This window comes from Niveispirillum irakense DSM 11586 (assembly GCF_000429645.1).
Classification (GTDB): Bacteria; Pseudomonadota; Alphaproteobacteria; order Azospirillales; family Azospirillaceae; genus Niveispirillum; species Niveispirillum irakense.
On the sequence record NZ_AUCG01000023.1, the window covers coordinates 33,388 to 57,620 of the forward strand.

Here is a 24,233-nt window from a genome sequence, read left to right on the forward strand (position 1 = left end):
GTCAGATACCTCCGCCGATTGCGATGTCGGCGGCGGTCGTCGCGGCACCGTACCACAGCAAGGTGGTAGCCTGGAGGCCAGGCGTGCCATCGAAGGGAATTCCGAACATCGGGATGGTGAATGGTTGGGCAGAGCCCGGGATATTCGCGCCCATGAACCGCAGTGAGCATTGCTGCAAGGTAAGAATGGTGCGGACTGACGCCCCGCCGGTCAGCAGAAGCCCCTCAATGGCGATGGCCCCGATGGACAGGGTGGCAACCCCTTGCAGCGTGACACTCGAATTTTGTCCAATTCCATCAATCAGGAGGCCCAGGCTGTAACTGCCATCGGCCGTCCACCCAAGATAGAAGCTTCCGGTCAGGCTGCTCGTCTGCGAGGCCTGCAGGCCCGGTGAACCGAGATTCACGTTGAATGCGATGGCGAAATCAAAATCATCGCCAGGGACGGTCCAACTTGTCGGGACGTTGACCGAAATTGCGTTGAGCCCTGAAATGCTTCCGGCCGCCTTGATGCCGCTTGCGGTCAAGGGCAGATCGGTGGCGAGACCGGTTCGCAGACCGACGCTCGGGGTGGGGAATCGCACTGCACTGACATCGAACGTATAGCTGGCAGCGCCACCCGTGACCGTGACCATGACGATACCCAGATCGCTGTAGTCAAGTGCGTCGAAATTGAAAAGATCGATTGTGGGCGACGGTCCCAGATAGAGGGAGGGAAAATCTTCACCGACCCCATTGTCTCCGGTATCCGGTGGATAGAAGCTCAACGAGCCGCTGAGGGAAAAGCGCGAGGTCGTGTCGTCCACCGGCACGAACTGCACGCTGTCGATCTCCACTTGGTTCAGGATCTTCGCTGCGGTGGTTACGGTGGCATATTCGTAGGCGGCGCGGAAGGTTGCGGTCCCGGTCGCTGTAAAGGCGTAGTAGCCAGGTGATCCGTCCGCCGTAGGCTGCTGATAGGTGCCCATAAGCGATATGATGTTGGTCGCCGCATCACCTCCCCCCGCATCCTGCAGGGCGGAGGGAACACCAAACAAGCTGTTAATCTCCAGCCGTCCGGTGGCGTTGAAGCTGGTCAGGGTGTCATTGTCAAACCGGGCCAGCAACTGATCCAGACAGTAGCCATAGTCGCCCCCGTTGGCCGATGAGGAGCCGGCATCATCCGTTTCGGTATCGACGACGGCGAAGGGCGCGCTACCGGTGATACTGGCCGTGCCACCGACATCGGTGCCGAGATCGTTGGTTTGAACGGCCAGCGCCACGGCTGACAGGCTTTGCCCAGCCAGCATGCTCGACACAGTGTCGGGCAACGCCACGGCCGGCACGGAAAAGGTCATGATCCCATTCCAGCCCGGATCGCTGATCGCGCTCCACAGCGTCGTATAAAGGGTAGCGATCTGGTTGTCCGCGGAACTCGCCGCTGCTTGGATGCTGTCGATCACCGTCAAAAGCCGCTTCTGCGTTTCGACCGGGTCGGCGTTGAAGGCGGTAGCGTCCGTCCAACTCGACAGGCAACTGGCGAGGCTCTGGATGTCGTCCGTGGCGAATTTGAAGATCAGGAACTGCGTGGTGCCGACAATTGGCGCGAATGTCCAGTCATAGAAGGCAACGCTTCCATTTGTGGTAAACAGGCACGCGCCATCATCATCCGTGGTGCGGGTCGCAACGACGAAACATTCGCTGGCGGCTAAGGCCGTCTGCAAAGTTGTCGAAATGTCCGAGATCGACCAGATTTGGGTGACGCTGGCGGCGTCCACCGTGCTGGTGATCTGTATCGTGGTCAGTTCGGTATCGGTCGCCGCCGCCACGAGCCCGGCATTGGTCACCCAGTTCTGTACCGTCGTGGCCGCGGACGTCAAAGCTGGTTCTCGATCTTCCGATGCGGTGGCGGCCATCCGCACATGATTTAAACGCGATGGCGCCAGAACCCGCGTCTCAAAGGCGCGGAACGCTGTGTAAGGGACGGTCGTCAGCAGGGTATCAGCGCAGCCATAGGGCGCGATCGGCAAGGCTGGCAGCGCCGGGGCGCTGAGAAGCGACCGGTTCACGCTGCTGAACAGATAATCTCCCTCTGTCACGCTGGCTTCGAACAGTGCCGACTGGGTTGATTGTGTGCGGTAGCTGGCGGCGACGGCTTGATCCCCCGACATCACCCGAACCCAGGCCGTGATGGCGCTCCCGCCCAAATCATCCAGGGGATGCAGAATACTGATCCGTCCGGTGGAGGTCGGATCGAAGGGGCAATAGGCGGCGCCGGCCACGAAGTCGCAGACCATGTCGTCGTAACCGAGCACGCTTTCCAGCCCGCCAGCACCACATAGCAACGGAATCGACCCGTCTGACGCCGGCGATGACAGGCTGGCTTGGAAGGGACCGTCAGGAGTGAAGGCGCTATTGCCGTTGCTTCCGTAAAGGGACTGGATGACCAGGGCTGAACCAGTCAGGGGTGTCAGCAGCAGCGTCTGTCCCGTTGGTGTTGCAAACCCGCTGTTGAGCGGGCCGGTATGCACATCGCCACTTGACCCGGCTTCAGAAGCAAAGGCAAAACGCGTGCGGGTTCGATCAAACGGTGCGCAAGGGTCCAGGCTGACCGCATAGGCGATGGTGAGCGAGCGTGGAATGTCGAAGACCGGATAGTCAAGGAAGGCGACTGACCCGTCAGATTTTCCATACTGAAAATGGATACCAATATTAGCATATTCCGGCGAGGCGAGGAACGACAGGTTGCCGCTCAGCCTGATAATCCCGGCACCGACGGCACCGAGTCCGATGGTGAGCGTGGATGAAAAGCCATAGACGGTGGATGCGCCGGCATTGAAGCCGTACCGGTTGGCGGCCGTCACCGTCAGCAGGTCGGTCGTCGCATCAAACACGATCTCGCTTCCCGGCGGGATATAGAAGGAGAAGTTGCCGCCAAATGGCAGGTCGGTATTGCCCGTCGTCTGCAACCGTGTTGCGATAGACGTGGAGACATAGTTGGGCTCGCCCAGCTCTTCGAGGGTCGCCTGATCGTACCAGGCAAGATAGCTGGTCTTGCTGGAAGCAGTGATGAAGGCTTTCCCTGCGTCGCTTGCCCATAATGACCGGGTGAACGCGTTCAGGTTCGTCGGCGGGGCAGGGGCAAAGACCCAGATCCCCGAATAGTGCGGATAGTTGGAACTGCCGCCGACGGGCCAGGTCCAGTCACTGAGCAGCAGCGACGGGGTGGGAGTCGATGTGGAAAGGGGGAGCAGAAATGCGAACCAGCCATCTCCCTTGCTTGCAATCCCGCTCGGCTCATACAGGAAGGGGCAGGCACGGCTGACCGCAAGCTGGATTGACATGTAGCCGTTCCCCTGCGGATGGCTTCAAGATCGGTAACGTCGGCTTAGTGGGGGGCGACCTGTTCGTCGGCCCCCCCCCACCCGACCACCATCGGTTAATCCGCCCGTCGGGCTGGCTTTGCGCCTCAGCGAGATGCCCGGGCCAGCTGAGCAGTTGACGCCCCGCCCCGCCGCAATAGCGACAAAGTACGGCTTCCGGGGCGTGGCAACCTTAGGCGGCGTTCCCCGGAATACTGAATGCGCCCGTCACGTCCCATTGGAACAAGGTGCCGGAAAAAGTCAGAACGGTGGTTCGGTTCTGCTTAACGACCAGGTCGGAAATGACGATGGTGCCAGAGACATTGCCCGAGGCGGTCGTATAGGGCGGCGACCAGGTTGCGTGATCAAACGTCATCGTGTAATCGCCGGACACATATTCCTGGCGACCAGACGTCCAGGTGTTGTTGCCATCGGAAAAAGTGAAGCTCGTCAACGCCGTGCTGCTGCTGGTCATATAGACGCTCAGCGTCGCGTTGCCGGCATAGTTGTTGTTGGGGCCCGGCTGGATAACGACAATCCAACTGGTGGGGCCTTGATAATTGGTCGCGGTGACGTTCGAGCCCATTGCGGAATCCTCATGACAGGGAAGTTTGCGGAAGTGGCAGGCATTTTCTGAACGGAATCGGACTGTACAATCCTTTGGAAATATCTCTCCGGAGACCCGCACGCGCATCCCATGTTAGAGGGATTGACTTATAATTAACCGTAAAATCACTATTTTAAATATTCTAGTTATAGATTTTTAGATTCATATATGTATGTAAATACAAATATATTTTGAAAAATAATTAATTTTCCAAATAAAATAAAATGATATTTGAAAAATTCGATGGTAAATTAAATGTTTATTCAAATTTAGTTTTTGATATATATTATATTTTGACTTATCGCCACGAATACAGCCTCGCTTCTAGAGTTAACCTGTAGTTTTCGACATATGCTTTTCACATGTGAAATGACCGTATGCTTCGTGATGCTCAGTATGGTTGCAATTTCCGAGTACCGATATCCCTTTGCCAACCCCCATAGGACGTCACGTTCCCGGTCAGTGATGGCAGATATCGCGCGTTTCTCCGTGGCCGGCGGAGCCATCTGCTGAATGCGTCGGATCATGATACGGGCAACCGCAGACGTCACTGGCGAATGACCATGGCTGAGATTATCAATGGCAGCGATCAGGTCGACGGCCCGGAAGGTCTGGTCAAGATAGCTTGTCGCCCCGGCCTCAATCGCGGCAAGGACTGTTAAATCATCCGCAACCGGTGAAATGACCATTATTTCCATTGTCGCAGAGAGTCTTCGGCATTCGCGTATCAGGTCAAGACCGCTGCCGTCGGGCATATCCAGATCGATAACAAGCACGTCAGGATCATGCAGGAGACAATAGGAGCGAGCCTGCCTTAACGAACCAGCGACGCCAACAAGGTCAATATGGGCGATGTTTTTGACCGCCGCGGTGATTTCGCTCCGAATGGGGGCGTCTGCCAGCGTCAGGAGAACACGCACCGGGTGCGCAGACGACGTTCCACTTCTCAAGATCGTAACGCCGCAACGGCGTCCCCCGATGCCAAATGACGCATTTCCGGTCTCAGTTCAGCATTGATCCTATATCATACATTTTTAGTTGAAAATATATCACTATTATATTCTATTTAATGGGTTTGTATAGAATCAGAAAATTCCTGAAAGCTGTCTTTTTGGGTTGGTTTAAGCTGCTGCGGCGCAGGCTTATCGACAATACCGTTCCACCTTCTCTCGCGCGGACAACGGCGGATGACATTCAAAAGTCCTAGGGTCAGAACCAGAACAGAGCATTGAAATTGCTGTTAGAATGTGATTCCAAGGTGTGTTTAACGCGTTGGATGGATTGAGTGCGGGAGATTTTCTGGCTTTCGGATGAAGCGTGGGCGGCGATTGAGCCACACCTTCCCCGCCATACCGTTAGGGCGCCGCGTGTTGATGACCGTCGGATTATCAGCGCGATTATTCATGTACTCAAGAGCGGCTGCCGCTGGAAGGACTGCGCGTCGGAATATGACCCGCCGACCACGGTTTACAATCGCTTCAACCGCTGGTCTGGTCGCAAGCACTGGCACCGGATATTGCAGGCGCTTGCCGCCAGGCAGTGGATCACCGCAGCTATGTGAAGGCGCATCTGTATGCTCACGGCGGAAAAGGGGAGCCAAGGCGCAAGCCATTGGCATTTCCAGAGGTGGCCAGACCACAAAAAGTCCATGCCTTGACGGATACGCTCGGCCGCCCGGTGGCCTTGCATGTGCCGCGGGCAACGTTTCCCACATTACCATGGCCGAGACCCTGCTGACCGAGGTCAAGGATTGCCGCTATGTCCTGGCTGACAAGGGATATGACAGCGACAAACTGCTGGCCAAGATCAAGGAGAAGGGCGCAAAGCCTGTCATTCCTGGAAGAAAGTCACGCAAGAAGCCCATCCGCTTCGACAGGGTCCGGTACAAGTTCCGATGGAGGGTCGAGGCCGTCTCCTGCCGCCTCAAGGATTTCCGCCGCGTCGCCACCCGATACGACAAGCTCGCCAGAAACTTCCTTTCCACCCTCGCAATTGCAACCATCGTGGCGTACTGGACCTGATTGAGTCTGAACCCTAAAGAGCCGGAGGACTAAGCCATTGCAACCATTGGCAAGTTCACGCAGTCCAAAGATGGCGGTTGGACCGGAACCATCCGGACCCTGACCATCAATGCCAAAGTACGGCTGGTCCCGAACGACGGCCGCGACAATCCTTCTGCACCGGCCTACCGCCTTCTACTGGGCCACCATCACATTGGGGACGCCTGGGAGGCCGGAACCGATAACGATGCAAGCCTTTCTTTTCTCCGCATCCGTCTCGATGATCCGGCTTTCTCGTGTCCAATCAGCGCTGCTCCGTTCCCTTGCGAAGATGATGTGTCAGCAAAGCTGATATGGAGGCGTCACTGATACAAATGTCCGCTGACTAAACGGCTGAAATGGCCAGTCAGGAATTATTTTTCCGTTTCTTGTTCTCCCTCCGGCACATAGATCATGCGTCCATCGGGCAGGCGATAGGTGATGCCGGCCTTGACGCCCTTGCCCTCGCCGATCTGGCCTGTGCTGTCATAGCGGATCAATTCCTGGCCATCCTTTATGGTGATGCGCATTTCCGGCGTGCCGGGATTTTCGACCACCGTCACCTTATCCTGGCTGAACGGGTTCAGCGGGTTGCGCACGATCACGATCATCAGCACGGCGATGACCACCAGGAACAGGTCGATCAGGTTCACGACTGACAGCAGCGGATCGTCCGCCTCATCCCCTTCCAGAAAGCGCATCACTTGCCCCCCGCCCGTTCGATCTGGCGCAGTTCCTCCAGCAGCCAGCGGCGGCGGATGGTCAGGATGAAGAAGCAGATGCTGGCCGCCACCAGCGACAGGATCACGGCAGCAAAGGCGACGGCCAGATTTTCGCCCATAGTCGCCCCCTCATTGCGGGTCAGCGCCAGCAGGGCCGGGCCCATGGGGATCATGGTGGCGACAAGCCCCAGCATCGGTGCCGTGCGCGACACGATGCGCACCCATTCCAGCCGCTTCTGGATCCAAAGTTCCAGATCGTCCGAAGCCGCCCCGGTCTTGGCCTGATAGGCCGACAGGGCGGAATGGTGGCGGCCGCGCAGGCGCTGCCACGCCTCCATGCCAAAGCCGCCCAGCGCCAGGAAGGCATAGGCCAGCGCCGCCAGGATCAGCAGCATGACCGGGACCATGAACAGACCCGCCAGATCGTAAAGCCCGGCTTCCAACACATTCATTGATGATCACTCCTCAAACACGCAACGCATTGATGTGTCGCTGACGCATGGCGCCGGCCAGGATCAGCCCCGCCAGCAGGGCAAAGCCGGCCCAGCGTTGCCAGGGCGGGGGCTCGCCGCCCGGCTCGTCGGGTTGCACCTGCCGCATCACCTGGCCCTGGACGCTCTCCAGGTCCCCGCTGGTCGTGGCGCCGCCCGTCTGGCCGGCATCCAGGCCGAAGCCGGCGGCAATGCTTTCGATGAATTCACGGGTCCGGTCCGCCGTCGCCTGGGTGCCGGCGGTGGCGGCCAGTTCCTGCCAGCGCTGCGCCAGTTCGGCGCGGGTCTGCGCGGAAGCATCCCAATAGCCCTTGCGGATCGCCTCCGCCATCCGCTCGACAAGCTGCATCTGGGCGGTCGGGTTATTGGCGGCGAACCATTCGTTCAGGCCCAGTTCACGCCGGTCCATGACATAGGTGTCGTGGAAGGCCTGCCACTGATCGGCCCGCACGCTGTCAGGATCGGTGACCTGCCAGCCGAACAGATTGTTGGCGACATTCAGCATCTCCAGCGCGCCGGCATAGCCTTCGGCCTGCATCGCCTTGATCCAGTGCGGATTCTGGTAGCGGGTTCGCAACTCATCCGCCAGGAAGCTGGCGGTACCGGTTATGCGGGCGGTAGGGTTGCGCAGGTCGGCGATATAGAGCGACGGGCTTTGCCCATCCAGATGCCGCACGGCCAAGGACAGGCCGCCCAGATATTCGAACGGGTGGTCAGTGGACAGGATGCCGTGCAGCTTGGATGAACGTGACAGCACGGCCGCCTGCACCCCCGTCAATTGCCGGGCGAACAGGTTGGTACCCTCCAGCTTCACGCCCCACTCATCGGCGCCATAGGCATATTGCAGGCGGTTCAGGAAGGTTTCCGCCAGGGCTGATTCCTGTTCCCAATTGGTGGAATCCAGAACCGCATCGGGCAGGCCGGAACCGTAATCTCCCGGTTCATTGCTGAACAGCCGCAGGGCGGCCAGTTGGCGGGCTCGGGCTTCCGCCATGCCGCCCTTCATCAGATCGGCGGCCAGCGCGCTGCTGTTGGCGGCAATCACATTGCCGGGCTCCTCCAGCGCCGCCAGCCGGTCGATAGCGTCGGCCAACAGGCGCATGAAGCCATCGAACTGGTCACGATAGACGCTGGTGATCTGCAACACGGTGTCGATGCGCCGGCGGCCCAGCTCAGCGGAGGGAATAATCTCGATCGCTGTTACACGCCCGCCCTGGTCCCAGACGGGGCGCAGGCCCATGGCCCACAGGATCTGGCTTTCCACCACGCCCAGATGCCGCATCGCCTCCGACGACCACAGGGTGAAGGCCAGTTTGGTGGGGATTTCCCCCTGATGCTCGGCCTGATAGGCCGCGATCAGGTCGGCAAGCGCCTTCTCCCCCGCCGCATAGGCGCTGCGGGTCGGCAGCTTGTTGGGTTCGAACGCATAGAGGTTGCGGCCGCTGGGCACGTCAGGATTGCGGATCGGGTCGCCACCCGGCCCCGGCGGCATCAGCCGACCAGCCAGCCCGGCCAGCAGGGCTTCCACCTCGCCGGTCTGGGCAAGGTTGCGGTCCAGCGCGATGGCCCGTTCCACCTGCGTGCGAAGGCCGGCATCCGGGATCGTGTCTACCGCCACGCCGTCGCGCAGATGGGCCTTCAGCAGCCGATAGGGCGCCACCTGCTGCAACTGGCTGTAATCGCCAGCAAACAGTTCGTCCGGCTCTCCGCTGGCTAGGCGGTAGAAATCCGGTCCCAATTGCTGCATCACCGTCGACAGGCGGTGGTCGGGATTGGCCGGCTTGCCGAAGACATGCAGGCCCAGGGGCAGCGCATCCTGGGCCAGGACATGCAAATGGTCATGCAGGACATTCATGAACCCGGGGAAATCGGCCTGCATGCGCGCGGCATCCCAGCCAAGATCCTTGTCCATGTGGGCCGCCGTCACGGCGTCACGGATGCGGGCGGCGGTGGCGTCGTGGACTGCCCCTTCCTCCAACTGCTGATATTCATGCACCAGCGCGTGCAGGTCGCGCAGTTCATCATAGAGCCCTGCCGGGGCGAAGGGCGGGGTCTGGTGGCTGATGGTGACGGCGCGGCCACGGCGGCGGGCCTGCATCGCCTCACCCACATTATCCTGGATATAGGGGTAGAAGACGGGCAGGTCGCCCACAGTCAGGAACGGATAATCACTGACCGACAGGCCCCGGTCCTTGCCGGGCGTCCATTCCTGGGTCCCGTGCGTGCCGAAATGGATCAGCGCATCAGCCCCGGACTGCCGCAGCCATAGATATGCCGCCAGATAGAAATGGTCGGGCGGCACCTTGGTATCATGATAGGAGGCGCCGGGCCTGCCAGCGCGCGGCGGCTGCGGCATCAGCGTCAGGTTGCCCAGTTTCGCTACCGGAATGATGAAGGCAAGCTCGCCCTTGATATTGCGCAGCGCCCAATGCTGGCTGGCGGCACCCCAGGTACGGGTGATCTCCTGCTGTTGCGATATCGGAATGTTATTGAACCAGGATTGATACACGGACAGCGGCAGGGCCTGCGCCAATCCCTTGTCCAGCAGGCCCGACAACTCCGCCTCGGGCCGGTAAAGCCCACCCAGCATGGCCTGCGCCTTTTCGGTCAGGGTGGCCTCGTCAGGCGTTTCCACCCGATATCCTGCCTGTTTCAGGGCGGTCGTCAGATGTTCCAGGCTGCGCGGAATGTTCAGGTTCGAGGCGCTGATATTCTTTTCCCCCTCCGGGTGGTTCCAGAACATCAGGGCCAGATGCTTGTCGGCTGCCGGTTTGCCGCGCAGGATCGCCAGCCGGACCAGTTTGGCGATCAGGGTGTCGGCTTGTGCCTCCATCAGCACCGGCTCGCCATTGCGCAACGCGCCGATGACCAGGGGGTCGGCCATGCCCCAGGACTCCGGCACGGTCAGCAAGGCAGCCATGGTGCCGGCCTGGATGCCGCTGGTGGCCGCCTGGAAGCTCGCCTCGTCCCCTTCCTGCCAGGTGAAAGCGGGAAGGGCGGGGACGTCCAGCGTCAGCAATTCCGCCGCCCGCGCGCTGCCATTCTGCATATGGGTCAGGTTGACCAGGGCGTCGATCCCGGCCGGGGCCAGCAGACTGGTCAAGCCATCCTCCTTGCCGGCCTCGAACCAGAAGGGCAGGGGGGCGAGACCGGCTTTCTCCATCTTCGCGACCAGCCCGTCGACCATCGCCGTCTGCATGCCCGACAGCATGCCGGTATTGATGGCGATGGCCACGCGGGGGGCTTGCCGGGGCCAACGCGCTTGACCCCAGGCGAGATAGCTTGCCGCGTCAGGGAAAGGTGCGGGCGCGGCGGCGTGATAGAAACCCGCTTTGGGCAGCCGTTCCGGTTCTGGCAGGGGCGGGCCGGACAGCCCCTTCGCCCTTGCCGCGACAAAGGCGAACAGATGGCCGATATTCACCGGCCCGCCATTGGCGTAATAGGCGATCAGGGTCGGCGCCTGGTCCGGCGGCAGGTTGCCGGCGCCCGGCGGGCCGCCGCCCACGCGCAGCCAGGGGGTGGGCGTGCTCTCCAGCACGGGCCCCAGCCGGTCACGGACCTTGGCCATGTCATTGCCCCGCGGGGCATCAATGATGACCAGATCAGCCCCGGCCAGCCAGTCTGCGGGGTTGCCGGTGGCGTTTTCCACCCACAGCCCCTCCACCTTCACGCCATGCGCCGCGCCAATGTCGGCCAGCCGGTTGATCTTGCCGGGCAGCACGAAATCGCTGGTGATGATGCGAACCAGGGGCTGGTCGGCACATAGGCCCGCCGGTGCCGCAACAGCCAGCATCAGCAGCGCAAGCCAGAACCGGACGGCCCGGCGCATCAGAAGTTCACCGACAGGCCAAGATTATAGCTGCGCCCCGGCTCGGCATAGGAATAGAGGGCGGATTGCGCGGCCAGTTCCTCGTCGCCGATATTCTCCACATTGGCGCGCAGGGTGACGCGGTCGGTCAGGCGCCATGAGACATCCAGCGACCAGAGCGTATAGTCGGGCAGGATATTGGCGACATTGCTGCTATAGACCGTCTGCCGCCCAACATATTCGCCGCGCACCCGCGCTGTCACCGCCGCCACCGGCGTCCATTCGGCCGAGACATTGCCGGCATGGCGCGGCCGTTCGGCCAGCGACAGGCCGGTGACCCGGTTCTCCGTCACCATCCAGGTATAATTGGCGGACAAGGTCAGCGTCTCCACCGGCGTCACCTCACCGCCCAGTTCCGCGCCCCGGATGCGGGCGCGGTCGATATTCTGATAGGTGCGCCGCTCCTGCCCGCGCCGACCGCAGGCGCTGATGCACAGCGTCTGGACCAGATCCTTCAGGTCGTTCTGGAACAAGGTGCCGCGCAGGGCCCAGATACCGGGCCGATATTCGGCGCCAATCTCGTAGCTGGTGTTGATCTCGGGATCTAGGTCGGGATTGCCGACGATGGTGAACTGCCCGCCGCCGCCCACGGCCGAATAGCCCGGTGACAGTTCTTTCAGGCTTGGCGCCTTGAAACCGCGCCCGGCACCGCCCTTGACCGTCAGATTTTCGGTGACGGCATAGGTGAGATAGGCGCGCGGGCTGTGCTGCCAGCCATATTCCTCATGATGGTCGGCGCGATTGCCCAGCACCAGTGACACGCCATCGGCCAGACCGATTTCATCCTGCAGGAACAGGGCGGCATGCTCGGTCTCCGCTTCGGCACTGGCATTGACTGTGCTGTCGCGCAACTCCTCTCGCCGCCATTCGCCGCCGGCGGTCAGCAGATGGTTGCCGAACAGCGGTACGCTGACATGGCCATCGACGATATCATCGGTCAGGCGACTGGGCTGGGTAGCGGCACCCCGCGAGCGGCTATTCTCCCGATCCAGGCGGGAGCGGTAGGCGCGAAGCTGCGTCTTACCCCAGTCCCAGTCGCCCTTATGGCTGAGCGACACCTGTTCCCGGTCGATGTTATCGACATATTCGTAGAAATAGGGCTGGGAACCAGCCTGCTGGGCATTGCGCCAGCGTTCCTCGTCCCCCCGGTCATAGGTCAGGTCGATGCGCTGGGCCGCGTCGGGTGTGAAGCTCAGCGCGGCACTGCCTGACAGGCTGTCACGACCTTCCAGGGCGGTGAGGCGTGGTTCGGTGGCGTCGGGGGTGTTCTGGCGGCGGTTCAGGCGGCCGGACAGGCTGATGCCCAGGATATCCTGGACCAGGGGGCCGGCCATCCAGGCGCCCACCTGATGGGTGGCGCCGCCCTTGCCATCCTCCCGCAAGCCGCCATTGGCCTGGAACACGCCCTGCCATTGGTCGGTCGGGCTGCGGGTGATGACATTGACCACCCCGCCCAGGGCTTCCGAGCCGTAGAGGGAGGAGAGTGGTCCGCGCACAAGCTCAATCCGCTCGATCGCCTCCACCGGTACCCAGTTCAGGTCGAAATCGGCATGGGCCATGGCGGCTGACGCGACGTTCACGCGGCGGCCATCCACCAGCGTCAGCGTATGTTCCTCCGACAGGCCGCGCAGAGCGATGCCGCGCCGTGTCATGCCGACACCCGTCAGGGTCACGCCCGGCGTGCGACGTACGGCATCGGCCAGATCTTGCACCGGTCGCTTCGCCAGTTCCTCCTTGCCGATGACGCTGACGGTGGCCGGGCTGGTGACCGTGGTGTGTGGCGTGGTCGTGGCGGTTACCACAATCTCTGGCGACAGTGCCGGATCCGCGGCGGCAGCCAGACAGGTTGTGGACAAGAGCAGCCCCAGCAGCGGGGCGCCGAGGCGGGTCGGGATGGCGAAGCGGTGCATATTCATGGCAGGTCAGCCGTTTCCATGACGGATATCAAAAGCGGCGCGCACCATATGTTACGTTATAACCTATCGTAAATATAATAATGTGCTGCATGCAGTCGGATGATTTCTTCAGCCAGATTCGGGCTGAAGAGGAACTGCTGGTTGCTTCCCACCCTTTGGGTTGGCCTCGTGCGGAGGGCTTCGGCCCTCGGCACGAGGGGAGCTGCGCTTGCAGCCGGGCCACATTCTCAAGGTCATCTGGCCGCCATTACCCACCAGGCGTGTCCTCAAACTTGGGTGCCTGGTCGAAATCCTCCTTCCCGAACGGACGATCGTAGAAGAGATAACCATAGTAGAAATTGCGCAGGCGGGTGTGGAAGGCGCGGATGCGATCCTGATAGGCAAGCTGTGCGGCAAGGTCGGTACCGGCCAGCCGCGTCAGCAGCACCTGCACACCGACCGACGGGAGGACCCAGCCCAGGGCGCGTCCGGCGGCGTCGCGCCGTTCCAACCCGGAGCGATAAGCCCGCACCTGATCACCAACGCTTTCATCGCCATTCTGATGGAAGGCGAGATACCATTTGTAATGAAACTGGGGGCCGAGCGGGGGTGAATCCGCCCATTCCGGGTGGTTGGCATAGAAGCGCTGCATCGTTTCTTCGCGGGGGATGTCCCAGGCCCGGTTCACCGCCTCGCGCTGCGCCAGTGCGATCTCCGCCCCCTGGTTGACAGGAATGGCCTGATTAATGACCACATTCGCCAGCGTCGGGATGATAAGCACCAATACCAGCCAGATGGCAGCCAGCGTGGCTGCATTGGCAACCGAGCTCCAGCATAGCCGGCTGATCAGCGCGGCCACGCCCACCCAGAACAGCAGGTAAGCACCAATCAGCGCCAACACCGCCAGAACCGCGCCCGAACTCGCCCCTGCCAACGTGGCGGCGCTGGCAAAGGGCACGCCGAGGATCACCCACAGAAGGGCGAGACGTAGAAGTGTGCGCCGGCGCCATAAGACCTTGCCGCCAAGTGGAAGCGCGTCGAGCGTACGTTGTCGCCCGGCCTCACGTTCGCCCGAGATGAGATCGTGGAACAGGGCAATGACGAATAGCGGTGCCAGAAAGATCAGGACGAACGCGAAATCGAACCGGCCGGGCAATGCCAACTCGGGATTGAACGTGTCACCATCGTAGATCTGCGCCTCGAGCCCCAGGGCGCGGACCCGCAGGATATAGGGCGACACGTCGCGCATCCCCAGTGCCGCAAAGGCAAGCGGCGACGGCGCATCCCAGGTTGGGTGGAAGCTGTAATAGGCGGCACTGCCGGCATCCTTGGACGCATCAACCCAGGTGGCAATGGCACCGATATCGTGGGCTTGTGCCGTGGGGATCGCGGCGATGGCGGCGCGTTGGCGCGCGACCTCCACCATGCCGGCGGCAAGGGCAGCGATGGTGAGCAGGGCGAGAAGTGCGAGGGCGACGATGGTCAGCCGCTGGCGCAACAGCAAACGAAGTTCATGCGCAACGACACTCATCGGCGCTCTCCCAGATGGCGGGTGGCCAAAGCCAGCAGCAGCGTGGCCAACACCAGCCAGCCGATAACAATGGCTAGGTCCGGCAGGGCGGCTCTGGCTAATGTTGTCCCGTTCGGCGCGACGAATGTGAAGTCGGGCATTTCCTGCCAGTTGCGTGACGATACGCGGGTGCGCTGCCGCGCTTCCATATCCCTTGCAGTGTCGTCGGCGTAACTGACATCGTCGGCCTGCAGCTTTTTGAGCCGCTGGACCAGCGCGTAGCGGTAGGCCTCCGCCTGTTCAAGAAAGCGTCGGTGGCCGGCAAAGTCGGTGCCCGCCGCCGCCATCGACAAGGCGCGGATCGCAATGGTGGGGCTGAGCACACCCGTTGCCTCGACCAGACGGTTCTGCAGCACCTGTGCTTCGTAACTCTCGCCAGCATAGCGGTCGAACAGGGAGGAGGTCAGCCGCTCCCCCTCTATGCTCAGCAATCCCTTATAGTTGATCGGCAGCTCCCCGACGGTCTTCACCCCATATTGATCGAGCACCGATTGCCTGTATTTGGCAAAGTGCGGATCATCGGGATTGTGGCTGTCGCCCATCTGGCGCAGGTCGCGGGCAATGGCCACATCGGTCTGCAGGCGGTTCTGAAGCGGCACCGCTGCGTTCGCCACATCCGGTGCCACACGTGGCAGCAATATTGCGACCACCGCCCAAACCGCGACCAGGGCCAGCAGCGCGTCGCGGCTATGCCGGACCAAAGCGGATACGAGCAGGATGGCGACAACCCACAGCGCAAGATAGGCAAGATAGTCGAGCGCAATCATCAGCATGGGCAGTACGAGCGCGCCCGGCTGCCCGGCGATGAGGCCGAAGCCGACCATCGCCGGCAATCCGGCGAGCAGCGCCACAAGGCCGAGTGCTGCAAGCTTGCCGCGCACAATTTGGCCTCGGCTCGCCCCCTGCAGCATCAGCACACGCAGCGTGCCCCGCTCGGTCTCGCGGGCAAGGACACCGTAGCCCAGAAAAATCAGGAGCAGCGGCGCCACTACTTGCAGCACAAAAGCGGGTGTGAGTTGACCGAAGCGGATCAGCAAGGAGCTTTGCCGCACATCGCCGAAATTGGCGGTATTCTGCCGGTGCCCTTCCAGGAACATGCTGTTGCCGGTGAAGGCATCGACACCGGGATCAAAGGCAGCCAGCGGTCCCAGCGGTCGGAAGATGAAGGTGCCATAATGCACCACCCGATGCGGATGGCGATCAGGCTGGGCCTTGAACGCAGCCTCGGCTATCGCTGCGTGGCGCTGGCGAAGCTCGGCAATTTCGCGCTGATGTGACCAGCTGCTCAGCACCGCCACGAAGGTCAGCAGCACCAGCAATGTGAAGGCAATCACCGCGACGCGGTTGCGCGCCATCAGCCGCAGCTCGTCACGGGCAATGAGGGTTGTCGCCTTCATGTTGTCGACCCCTGCGCGCCACTCTGGAACCGGGCGTGGAGGGCGCGCACATCAAATCGTTCCGGCCCGCTCGCCGCCACATCATCCGTGACGCGCCCGGCTTCAAGAAAGGCGATCCGGTCGGCGACATCTGCGGCCGAGAGCAGGTCGTGGGTCACCATCAGCACCGCGGTTCCGCGCTCGCGGACCTGGGTAACCAGCGCATTGAAATCGGCGGTCGCGCGGGGATCGAGACCGGAGGTCGGTTCATCCAGCAGCAGAACCGGCACTTGCCGCAGCAGGGCGACGGAGATCGCCACCTTCTGGCGCATCCCCTTTGAAAAGCCGCTGAGCCTTTGATCCCAGGCCTGCTTTTGAAGGCCGGCAGCACTAAACGCATCAGTGATGGCAGCGCGATGATGCCGTTCACCCGACAGCGCCAGCAGATACTCAGCGTTTTCCACCGCGCTCAGATGTTCATAAAGCGCAACATTCTCCGGCAGATAGGCGATGCGCCGCCGGGCCGTGTCTGGCTCGGCGCCCGGATCAGTGCCGCATACGCCGATGGTCCCGCGTTGAACGCGCACAAAGCCGAGAAGGGCGGCGAGCGTCGTGGATTTCCCTGCGCCATTGCCGCCGAGCAGCGCTGTGATGCTCCCTGCGGGCACGGCCAAGCTTAGCCCCTGCAGCACAGGGCGTGTCCCATAAGCCAGCGTCACGTCTTGAAACTCGATGCACCGACTTGCAGCGCAAAAATGCAGAAAAATGAAAAAAAGAACAGGCTTGGGGGTCAGCCGATAATTGTCAGCAAAGGCAATCGCGTAACGGGGACGTTGATGGTGGCGGAAATGGCCCGCAGTAACGCCGCGGGATCATCAAGATCGAACACGCCTGTCACCTCCAGGCGTTTTAGCCTGTCATCGCGGATGATGATGGCGCCATGCTGATAGCGTTCCAACTCCGCCGCGACATCGGCAAGCGGACGGCGGTTGAAAACGAGCTTGCCGCGTGACCAGGCCGTCAGGGCTTCGCCATCGACCAAACCCACCCTGCTCACAAATCCTTCGCCATAGGCGACCTGCTGTCCGGCGGTCAGACGCGTGACGTTCGAACCGTTGCCAACTTCTACAATGCCTTCGGTCACGATGACCTCACTGATCCCGCCCCGACGATGCACCGCATAGACCGTTCCGACCGCACGGGCCTCTCCCGTACCGGACATTACGGTGAAAGGGCGGGCCTTATCCTTCGCCACCTCGAACAATGCCTCACCGGCATGGAGGGTTAGCCGGCGCTCGGTAATTGTAAAATCGGTTGATAGTGCGGTGGAACTGTTAAGCCAGACAATGGATCCGTCTGTCAGCACCACGCGCTTGCGTTCGCCGACACCGGTCGCGTAATCGGAAAAGAAGCCGACGGCTGGTCCAAACGTACCGCTGCCGACCAGTCCTGCTATGGCCACGCTTGCGGCGGCGCCGGCCAGCAGATAACGGCGGGGCAACGGACGCGCTGGCGGCCGCAACGCCGTACCAATCTCGCGGTAGATCTCGGCTTGCCGCGTCGCGCCAATGCCTTCCATCATGGCTGCGGCTTCAATCGCGGCTTCGGCATGGGCCGGGGAGCGGCTGTGCCATTCCTGGAAGGCAGCGTGATCGGCTGCGGTGGCCGACCCAGAGCCCAGGCGCACGATCCAGTCGATTGCCTCATCGCTTAGTGCGACATTGCGCGGGGAGAGCCGGTCGCCGCTGCGCCGGTTTTTGCTCATCGTGGGGGCCTGGAAAGGTGAAAAGGCGCCAATGATATCTCCGATTCAGGAAAATCAGCTTCCCTCATAAACAGAGACGATTCCGCTACCGCAAATTTGCAGCGTTTGGAAGGCGATTATTTTCAGTCGCTCATCCAAAGGCGATCCCGACAATGGCGAAGCGCCTGTCCGATATATTTAGCGACCATGCTTTCCGATACACCAAGACGTTCGGCGATTTCCCGATGGCTGAGCCCATCCACGCGGAACATCAGCAAGGCCAGACGGGGCTTAGGCGGCAAGGCATCCAGCGCTTCCTCAAAGAGCCGGAGCCGATCCCGGTCAATGGCGACACGCTCGGGCGAGGGCGCAGGATCAGCGATCATATCGTCGGGGGTCTCATCCACAAGCCATGCGGTTTCCCGGCTTTCCCGACGCACGGCGTCAATCGCAAGGTTGCCTGCGATCCGGTAAATATAGGCTTTGCGATTCTCCACCCCCGCCATTTCCGGTGCGATGGCATTAAGGCGGATGTACGTTTCCTGAGCGATGTCGGCGGCCCGCTCAGCGTCGCCGGTACGACGCGCAAGGAAACGCAGAAGATCGCGATAATGCTGCTGGAACGCAGCAATCAGACCCGACGCATCCTGGCGCCCCATAGACCTATCCCATTCCCTGAACGCCAATTGCGCCGCAGGCGCGAAAGACCGCACCCGAGCGAAAGGTGCCACTTGGCACCGTCTGCATCAAACTTCTAACGTATTTGAGAATTATTCGCAATGCGATTGCCGTTGATCTGGTCCTTCTCGATCTAGCCTTTTCGCCCCCTGGGATGAATGCGGTTGCGGTCCACGCATACGATATTGGGCATGAATAGCTCTTGAACCCTGGTCAACCCCAAGGACAAACCGGTGGTCTCTGCTCATAGACGATGATGTTGGCGGGTTGGGCACTAAGATACAGCCAGCTTTAAGGCGTCTACAATTACGCGAAAGGCGGGCAGGTTCTGATAACGGCTTGGATAGTAGAGAAAATATCCTGGAAAATGGGGTGACCAGTCATCCAGAATAAGGCTCAGGTCACCCGTGGCGATATGCTGCGCCACCATATCTTCCGGTACATAGGCAATGCCAAAACCATTCAGCACTGCATCAATCATGGCGTAGCTGGTGTTGAACGTCAGTTGCCCATCCACCCGGACACGCAGTTCCTGCCCATCCTTCTCAAATTCCCATGCATAAAGACCACCCATGGTCGATTGCCGCATGTTTATGCAGTCATGATGGATAAGATCATGGGGATGTAGCGGCGGCGTGCGGGACAGTAAGTAACGTGGTGAAGCTACGGCCACCAACCGCCAATCTAATCCCACGCGCACGGCAATCATGTCCTTCTCGACATGCTCTCCCAAACGGATACCCGCATCGAACCCGTCTTCTACGATGTTTCGTAAAGCGTTATCGACGGAAAGTTCCAGTGCGATATCCGGGTATTGGGCAAGAACAGGTTTCAGCTTTGGCCAGACCACGCTGTTCAGCGCATGATCGGATAGGGTGATGCGAACCCGGCCGGCGGGTTTGTCGCGAAACTCCATCAGGGCGGCAATCTCAGCCTCAATCTCCGATATACGTGGCGCCAGTGACAGGCGCAGGCGTTCGCCTGCCTGCGTCGTGGCCACGCTGCGCGTGGTCCGGGTCAGCAAACGGATGCCCATACGGCTTTCCAGTTGCTTGATCGTATGGCTCAGCGTCGATTGGGAGACACCAAGCTTTGCCGCCGCGCGGGTGAAGTTGCGTTCCTCTGCCACCGCGAGGAACCAGAGCAGATTGTTGAAATCCTCTTTCGCCACGGCCCTGTCCCTTTGGTAAGGCGCTTAGATTTATGGGCCAGTTCGATAAATGCAAGAGGGCATGGCCAGCTAATCGGCATAACGGCACCGGGCTATCCTCAGGAAGCTGAAAAGGCACTGTCTCTGTGCCGTCCCCTGGGAGTGACCATGGAACTGATCATCAACGGCCACAGAAAACAGGTCGAGATCGAGCCCGATACACCATTATTGTGGGTGCTGCGCGACGAACTGGGCATGACGGGCACCAAATATGGCTGTGGTCTGGCGCAATGCGGTGCCTGCACCGTGCTGGTTGACGGGCAGGTGACGCGGTCCTGTGTGACGCCCGTCGAGGCTGTGGTTGGAGCAGCCGTAACGACAATCGAAGCCGTCAGTGATGATCCCGTTGGCCGCAGGGTGGTGGAAGCCTGGGTCAAACATCAGGTTCCGCAATGTGGCTACTGCCAGTCCGGTCAGGTGATGACGGCAACTGCCCTTCTCAAGCAATCCGAAAAGCCCAGCGAGGAGGAAATCGCGGCGGCGATGGTCAATCTGTGTCGTTGCGGCACCTACAATGCCATCGCCGCGGCCGTCCGTGACGTGGCCGGGGTGAAATCATGATGATGCGTCGCTTCGCGCCTAAGGGGGGACCTGGGCCGGATCAGCCAGCAAAACTGTCACGGCGGGGATTTCTGGGCGCTGGTGCGGGCGCCCTGGTTCTCAGCGTCGCTCTGCCGATGGGCAATACACGGGCCCAAGCAGGAAAGATCGTGCCCGGCACCAGGGTCAGCGCCTTCCTGGAAATCAGGCCCGATAATAAAGTGCTGTTCCGCAGCCCCTTCATCGAGGGTGGCCAGGGCATCTTCACCGCCATGGCCCAGATCGTTGGCGAGGAGCTGGATGTCGATCCCGCCCAATTCATCGTGGAATGCGCCCCGCCGGGTCCGGATTATCTGCTGACCATGGGTGCCCGCTTCACGGGCGGCAGCATGTCAGTACGGATGAGCTACGATACGTTGCGGCGTTTGGGGGCGGCTGCAAGGCTGATGCTGATACAGGCGGCTGCCCAGCGTCTGGGTGTGCCCGCCGCGTCTTTGTCGACCAAGCCGGGGCAGGTGATACATGCCAGCAGCGGCCGTACCCTGGACTATGGTGCCATTGCGGCGGCAGCGGCGAAGCTGCCGGTCCCATCCGATGCCCCTTTGCGATCCAACGCTGATTTCCGCTGGATCGGCAAGCCAATCGCCAGGTTGGATGTCCTGGAGAAATCAACGGGACAGGCCCGTTATTCCATCGACCTGTCGGTGAAGGGCATGTTGCATGCCGCTGTTCAGCATGCGCCCCGTCTTGGACTTGAACCTGCCAGCCTGACGAACGAAGCGGACGTGCGCGCCATGCCGGGCGTGCATTCAGTCCACCGGTTGCCTGGCGCCGTGGCCGTCCTGGCCAATAGCTGGTGGCGGGCCCGGCGGGCGGTGGAGACCCTGGCCGTGACCTGGGCAGAGCCGGCCGGCGCGGTCGTGATGCCTGCCGACTTCTCCAGCCAGGCGCACCGGTCAAAACTGACGTCCATGGTAGGCGATGGCGTCGCCTTTGAGACGGAGGGCGATGTGGCTGCCGGGTTGCGTGGTGCCGCACGGGTGGTGGAAGCCACCTATGAGGCACCGCATCTGGCCCATGGGCAACTGGAGCCGCCGTCGGCCCTGGCGCGCTTCAACAAGGACGGAACGCTGGATCTGTGGTTGCCCAATCAGGCACCGGAAATGTTCCAGACGGCGGCGGCCAAAGTGGCGGGTCTGGCACCCGAAAAGGTGTTCATCCATTCGCCAATGCTGGGCGGCTTCTTCGGACGGCACTTCCTGTATGCGTCGGCCAACCCGTTCCCGCAAGCGATCCTTCTGTCAAAGGCGGTGGGCCGCCCGGTCAAGCTGATCTGGAGCCGGGAGGAGGAGTTTCTGCGGGATGCGTTGCGACCCACAGGCATCGCCCGCTTCCGCGCCGGGCTGGACGACGCGGGCCTGCCAGTCGCTTTATCCGCCGTGGCGGTCGGCGAGGGGGCAATAGGCCGCTGGTACGGGCGGCAGCCGGACAAGGTGGATAGCTCTGCCGTGGAGGGTATTGCCGGAAAGCCCTATGCGATCTCCCACCGGCGCATCGGGCAAATCCATGTCGATGATCCGGCGGTGATCGGCTTCTGGCGCTCTGTCGGCCATTCCATGAATGATTTCTTCTATGAGACCTTCTTTGACGAGATGGCCGATGCTGGTGGACAGGACCCGCTGGCCCTGCGCCGGCGCCTGCTGGCGCGCAGCCCTAGACATCTGACATTGCTGGACGCGGTGGTGGATTTGTCCGGCGGGTGGCGGCGTGGCCCGTTTAAGGCGGCCGATGGCAGCCGGCGGGCACGCGGCGTCGCCATGGCCTCTCCGTTCGGCAGTGAAGCGGCCGCCATTGCCGAGGTCTCTCTGCGGTCAGGTGAGGTGGTGGTGCATGATATCTGGGTGGCCATTGATCCCGGCCGCATCGTCAACCCCGCCATTGTAGAGGCACAGATAAACTCCGCCGTGGCTCTGGGCCTTTCCACGACGCTGCTGGAGGAAGTGGTCTATGCCAATGGCGAGCCCCAGGCGCGTAACTTCGACGGCTATCCCATTCTGCCGCCCGACCGCATGCCACGTGTCCATGTACGGATCATCGAAAGCGGGGCTGCGATGGGGGGCATTGGGGAGCCGGGTCTGCCTGCCGTACCGCCAGCCGTGACCAATGCTGTTTCCGTCCTGGCAGGCCGGCGTATTCGCAGCCTGCCCCTGTCAAAGGCCGGTTTGACCTGAACCCAAGCAGGTCTGCCGGTCTGGCGGTGATCGCCCGGAACGCCCCCATCCCCCAGCGCGTTCCGGGTGATCATCGCCATTAATCGATCAAGCCTATAAATTCATACGAATTTAGCGATCTAATTCATGAAAAGAAGGTGGCGTACCTTCATCACTCTGACGTGAATGACTGGTGATGCATGGACCCGACTTATGACGACGCACTAACCGCCCCACCCCCCGCCTGGGGGGCGGTCTTGTCCATGGCGCTGTGCGTCTCCGTGCTGATTGCATCGGAATTCATGCCGGTCAGCCTGTTAACCCCTATCGCCACTGACCTTGCCATGACGGAGGGACAGGCGGGGCAGGCCATATCCATCTCAGGACTGTTTGCCGTGGGGACCAGCCTGTTCATCGCAGGCTGGACGCGGCGGCTGGATCGAAAGCTGGTGCTGACGGGGCTCTCGCTCTTGCTGGTTCTATCCGGCACCATTGTCACCCTGGCCCCGTCCCATGGGGTTCTGATGATGGGCCGGGCTCTGCTGGGTATCGCTATTGGTGGCTTCTGGTCCATGTCGACGGCCATTGTGATGCGCCTCCTGCCGGAACAGGCAGTGCCACGCGGGCTTGCCCTGCTGAATGCCGGCAATGCCATCGCTGCCACCATCTCGGCGCCAATGGGCAGTTTTCTGGGCGACATGATTGGTTGGCGCGGGGCCTTCTTTTGCGTGGTCCCGCTGGCGATCCTGGCCCTGGGCTGGCAATGGCTAAGTTTGCCGTCGCTGCCGCCACAGCGGGTGGCGCGGGCGGGCCATGTGTTCCATTTACTGCGCCGTCGGCAGGTGGTGCTGGCTATGACAGCGACCCTGTTGTTGTTCATGGGCCAGTTCGCGCTGTTCACCTATCTGCGGCCATTCTTGGAGATGGTGTCCGGCTTTTCCATCAATGGCTTGTCGCTGGTGCTGCTGTCGATGGGGCTGGCGGGTGTGGCGGGAACCTGGTGCATCAGCCGCATGCGGAGCCATCGTCTCTATTCAACCCTGATCGGCATTCCGCTGATCATGGCTGGCGTGGCCGGGCTGCTGATCCTCTTTGGACGCCAGACAATGCCGGTCACATTGCTGCTGGTGGTCTGGGGCTTCGTCGGTACGGCGGCCCCTGTCGGTTGGGGCATCTGGTTGGCGCGAACCTTGAGGGAAGAGGCGGAGGCGGGTGGTGGTCTGCAGGTTGCCATCATCCAGTTAGCCATCACCCTGGGTGCCGCGATTGGCGGTATGCTGTTCGACCATGCCGGCTGGTGGAGTTCCTTTGCCTTTGCTGCCCTGCTGTTGCTGGGCGCGGCCCTGATCGGGCTGCTGGCCTGGGCTGACACACGGACACCCTGATGAAGTTGATCTATCGCCGCACCATCGTGGGCAGCATGCTGACGACCGTCATGACGCCACGGCTTGCTTTGGCCAAGGAAAATGCCATGAAGATTGAATGCAGCTTCCATGATCAGGTCTTCACGGTCACGTTGGCCGACAATCCTTCGGCCCGTGATCTGCTGTCACTTCTGCCGCTGAACGATCTGTCGATTACGGATTATGCCACGAACGAGAAGATCGCCTATTTGCCGCGCAAGCTGACAGAGGCTGGTGCCGCCCGGTTTGGCGGCGAGGCGCCGGGCGACCTTTGCTATTACGCGCCCTGGGGCAATCTCGCCTTCTTTCACGCGGGGTATCGTTGGTCAAGCGGACTGATCCGGCTTGGTCGCCTGGATGGCGGCATCGCCCCCCTGTTGGTACGCGGCACCTTCGCGCTGCGTATCCGTTCCTTAGCCTGAAATTTTTCACCAAGGATGGCCGCGTCACCAGCGCGCATCCTGGAAGCCGGTGAAGAAGCCCGAGATGGGGGCCCACGCGTGGCAGGAATTGCTGGCGGGCACGGGCTGGATGCCTGCG

Annotated in this window: 20 protein-coding genes; 7 read left to right on the top strand and 13 right to left on the bottom strand. The window is 61.4% G+C overall.

Translation table 11 applies throughout. The features are described from left to right. Position 1: 1 nt before the first annotated feature. From G473_RS0112480 to G473_RS0112490, 3 genes are all read right to left on the bottom strand, one after another. On the bottom strand, positions 2 to 3,322 hold the full coding sequence (locus G473_RS0112480; protein WP_029013367.1) for a hypothetical protein: 3,321 nt from the start codon (positions 3,320 to 3,322) through the stop codon (positions 2 to 4). Between the two features lie 211 nt (positions 3,323 to 3,533). Further along, positions 3,534 to 3,926, bottom strand: a complete 393-nt coding sequence (locus G473_RS0112485) for a hypothetical protein (RefSeq protein ID WP_029013368.1) — start codon at positions 3,924 to 3,926, stop codon at positions 3,534 to 3,536. 290 nt (positions 3,927 to 4,216) lie between these two features. Beyond that, on the bottom strand, positions 4,217 to 4,867 hold the full coding sequence (locus G473_RS0112490; RefSeq protein WP_051330226.1) for a response regulator: 651 nt from the start codon (positions 4,865 to 4,867) through the stop codon (positions 4,217 to 4,219). A 365-nt stretch (positions 4,868 to 5,232) separates the two neighbouring features. Between G473_RS0112490 and G473_RS31215 the strand changes: the two genes are divergently transcribed. The 3 genes from G473_RS31215 to G473_RS29935 are packed head-to-tail and all read left to right on the top strand — an operon-like array spanning position 5,233 to position 6,316. Beyond that, positions 5,233 to 5,508, top strand: a complete 276-nt coding sequence (locus G473_RS31215) for a transposase (RefSeq protein WP_425411577.1) — start codon at positions 5,233 to 5,235, stop codon at positions 5,506 to 5,508. Next, a complete protein-coding gene (locus G473_RS26705) occupies positions 5,396 to 5,968 on the top strand; it encodes an IS5 family transposase (protein ID WP_425411578.1) in 573 nt (190 codons plus the stop codon). Before G473_RS31215 ends, G473_RS26705 begins: the two co-directional genes overlap by 113 nt. Before the next feature lie 45 nt (positions 5,969 to 6,013). After that, positions 6,014 to 6,316: a DUF736 domain-containing protein gene (locus G473_RS29935; protein ID WP_281169923.1), complete on the top strand. Its 303-nt coding sequence runs from the start codon at positions 6,014 to 6,016 to the stop codon at positions 6,314 to 6,316. Between the two features lie 44 nt (positions 6,317 to 6,360). On the opposite strand, the gene G473_RS0112505 is transcribed toward G473_RS29935, so the two are convergent. The 10 genes from G473_RS0112505 to G473_RS0112550 form a co-directional block, all read right to left on the bottom strand. Next, the gene (locus G473_RS0112505) at positions 6,361 to 6,687 is read right to left on the bottom strand and encodes a DUF2149 domain-containing protein (RefSeq protein ID WP_029013372.1); all 327 of its coding nucleotides are present in this window, start codon (positions 6,685 to 6,687) and stop codon (positions 6,361 to 6,363) included. After that, a complete protein-coding gene (locus tag G473_RS0112510; RefSeq protein WP_029013373.1) occupies positions 6,687 to 7,160 on the bottom strand; it encodes a MotA/TolQ/ExbB proton channel family protein in 474 nt (157 codons plus the stop codon). The genes G473_RS0112505 and G473_RS0112510 overlap by 1 nt, the downstream gene beginning before the upstream one ends. Before the next feature lie 13 nt (positions 7,161 to 7,173). Then, positions 7,174 to 11,028 carry a cobaltochelatase subunit CobN gene (cobN, locus tag G473_RS0112515; protein WP_029013374.1) on the bottom strand — a complete coding sequence of 1,285 codons (3,855 nt, stop codon included), beginning with the start codon at positions 11,026 to 11,028 and terminating at the stop codon, positions 7,174 to 7,176. Beyond that, positions 11,028 to 12,983 carry a TonB-dependent receptor domain-containing protein gene (locus G473_RS0112520; RefSeq protein WP_210163313.1) on the bottom strand — a complete coding sequence of 652 codons (1,956 nt, stop codon included), beginning with the start codon at positions 12,981 to 12,983 and terminating at the stop codon, positions 11,028 to 11,030. The genes cobN and G473_RS0112520 overlap by 1 nt, the downstream gene beginning before the upstream one ends. Before the next feature lie 247 nt (positions 12,984 to 13,230). Further along, positions 13,231 to 14,493 (bottom strand): ABC transporter permease, encoded by a 1,263-nt coding sequence (locus G473_RS0112525; protein WP_029013376.1) that lies wholly within the window; start codon positions 14,491 to 14,493, stop codon positions 13,231 to 13,233. After that, positions 14,490 to 15,929, bottom strand: coding sequence for an ABC transporter permease (locus G473_RS0112530; RefSeq protein WP_029013377.1), 1,440 nt, complete (start codon positions 15,927 to 15,929; stop codon positions 14,490 to 14,492). Before G473_RS0112530 ends, G473_RS0112525 begins: the two co-directional genes overlap by 4 nt. Continuing rightward, positions 15,926 to 16,627, bottom strand: coding sequence for an ABC transporter ATP-binding protein (locus G473_RS0112535; RefSeq protein WP_342665660.1), 702 nt, complete (start codon positions 16,625 to 16,627; stop codon positions 15,926 to 15,928). Before G473_RS0112535 ends, G473_RS0112530 begins: the two co-directional genes overlap by 4 nt. A gap of 71 nt (positions 16,628 to 16,698) precedes the next feature. Further along, a complete protein-coding gene (locus G473_RS0112540) occupies positions 16,699 to 17,673 on the bottom strand; it encodes a FecR family protein (protein WP_029013379.1) in 975 nt (324 codons plus the stop codon). 122 nt (positions 17,674 to 17,795) lie between these two features. After that, positions 17,796 to 18,311 carry an RNA polymerase sigma factor gene (locus G473_RS0112545; RefSeq protein ID WP_029013380.1) on the bottom strand — a complete coding sequence of 172 codons (516 nt, stop codon included), beginning with the start codon at positions 18,309 to 18,311 and terminating at the stop codon, positions 17,796 to 17,798. Between the two features lie 293 nt (positions 18,312 to 18,604). Beyond that, positions 18,605 to 19,501 carry a LysR family transcriptional regulator gene (locus G473_RS0112550; protein ID WP_029013381.1) on the bottom strand — a complete coding sequence of 299 codons (897 nt, stop codon included), beginning with the start codon at positions 19,499 to 19,501 and terminating at the stop codon, positions 18,605 to 18,607. 147 nt (positions 19,502 to 19,648) lie between these two features. On the opposite strand from G473_RS0112550, the gene G473_RS0112555 reads away from it, so the two are divergent. The 4 genes from G473_RS0112555 (at position 19,649) to G473_RS0112570 (ending at position 24,115) form a co-directional block, all read left to right on the top strand. Beyond that, complete coding sequence (locus tag G473_RS0112555; RefSeq protein WP_029013382.1) at positions 19,649 to 20,101, top strand: (2Fe-2S)-binding protein; 453 nt, start codon at positions 19,649 to 19,651, stop codon at positions 20,099 to 20,101. Between the two features lie 149 nt (positions 20,102 to 20,250). Continuing rightward, complete coding sequence (locus tag G473_RS26710) at positions 20,251 to 22,311, top strand: xanthine dehydrogenase family protein molybdopterin-binding subunit (protein WP_245580055.1); 2,061 nt, start codon at positions 20,251 to 20,253, stop codon at positions 22,309 to 22,311. 179 nt (positions 22,312 to 22,490) lie between these two features. Further along, on the top strand, positions 22,491 to 23,675 hold the full coding sequence (locus G473_RS0112565) for an MFS transporter (protein WP_029013383.1): 1,185 nt from the start codon (positions 22,491 to 22,493) through the stop codon (positions 23,673 to 23,675). Further along, on the top strand, positions 23,675 to 24,115 hold the full coding sequence (locus G473_RS0112570; protein WP_245580056.1) for a cyclophilin-like fold protein: 441 nt from the start codon (positions 23,675 to 23,677) through the stop codon (positions 24,113 to 24,115). Before G473_RS0112565 ends, G473_RS0112570 begins: the two co-directional genes overlap by 1 nt. The last annotated feature ends 118 nt before the right edge of the window (positions 24,116 to 24,233 follow it).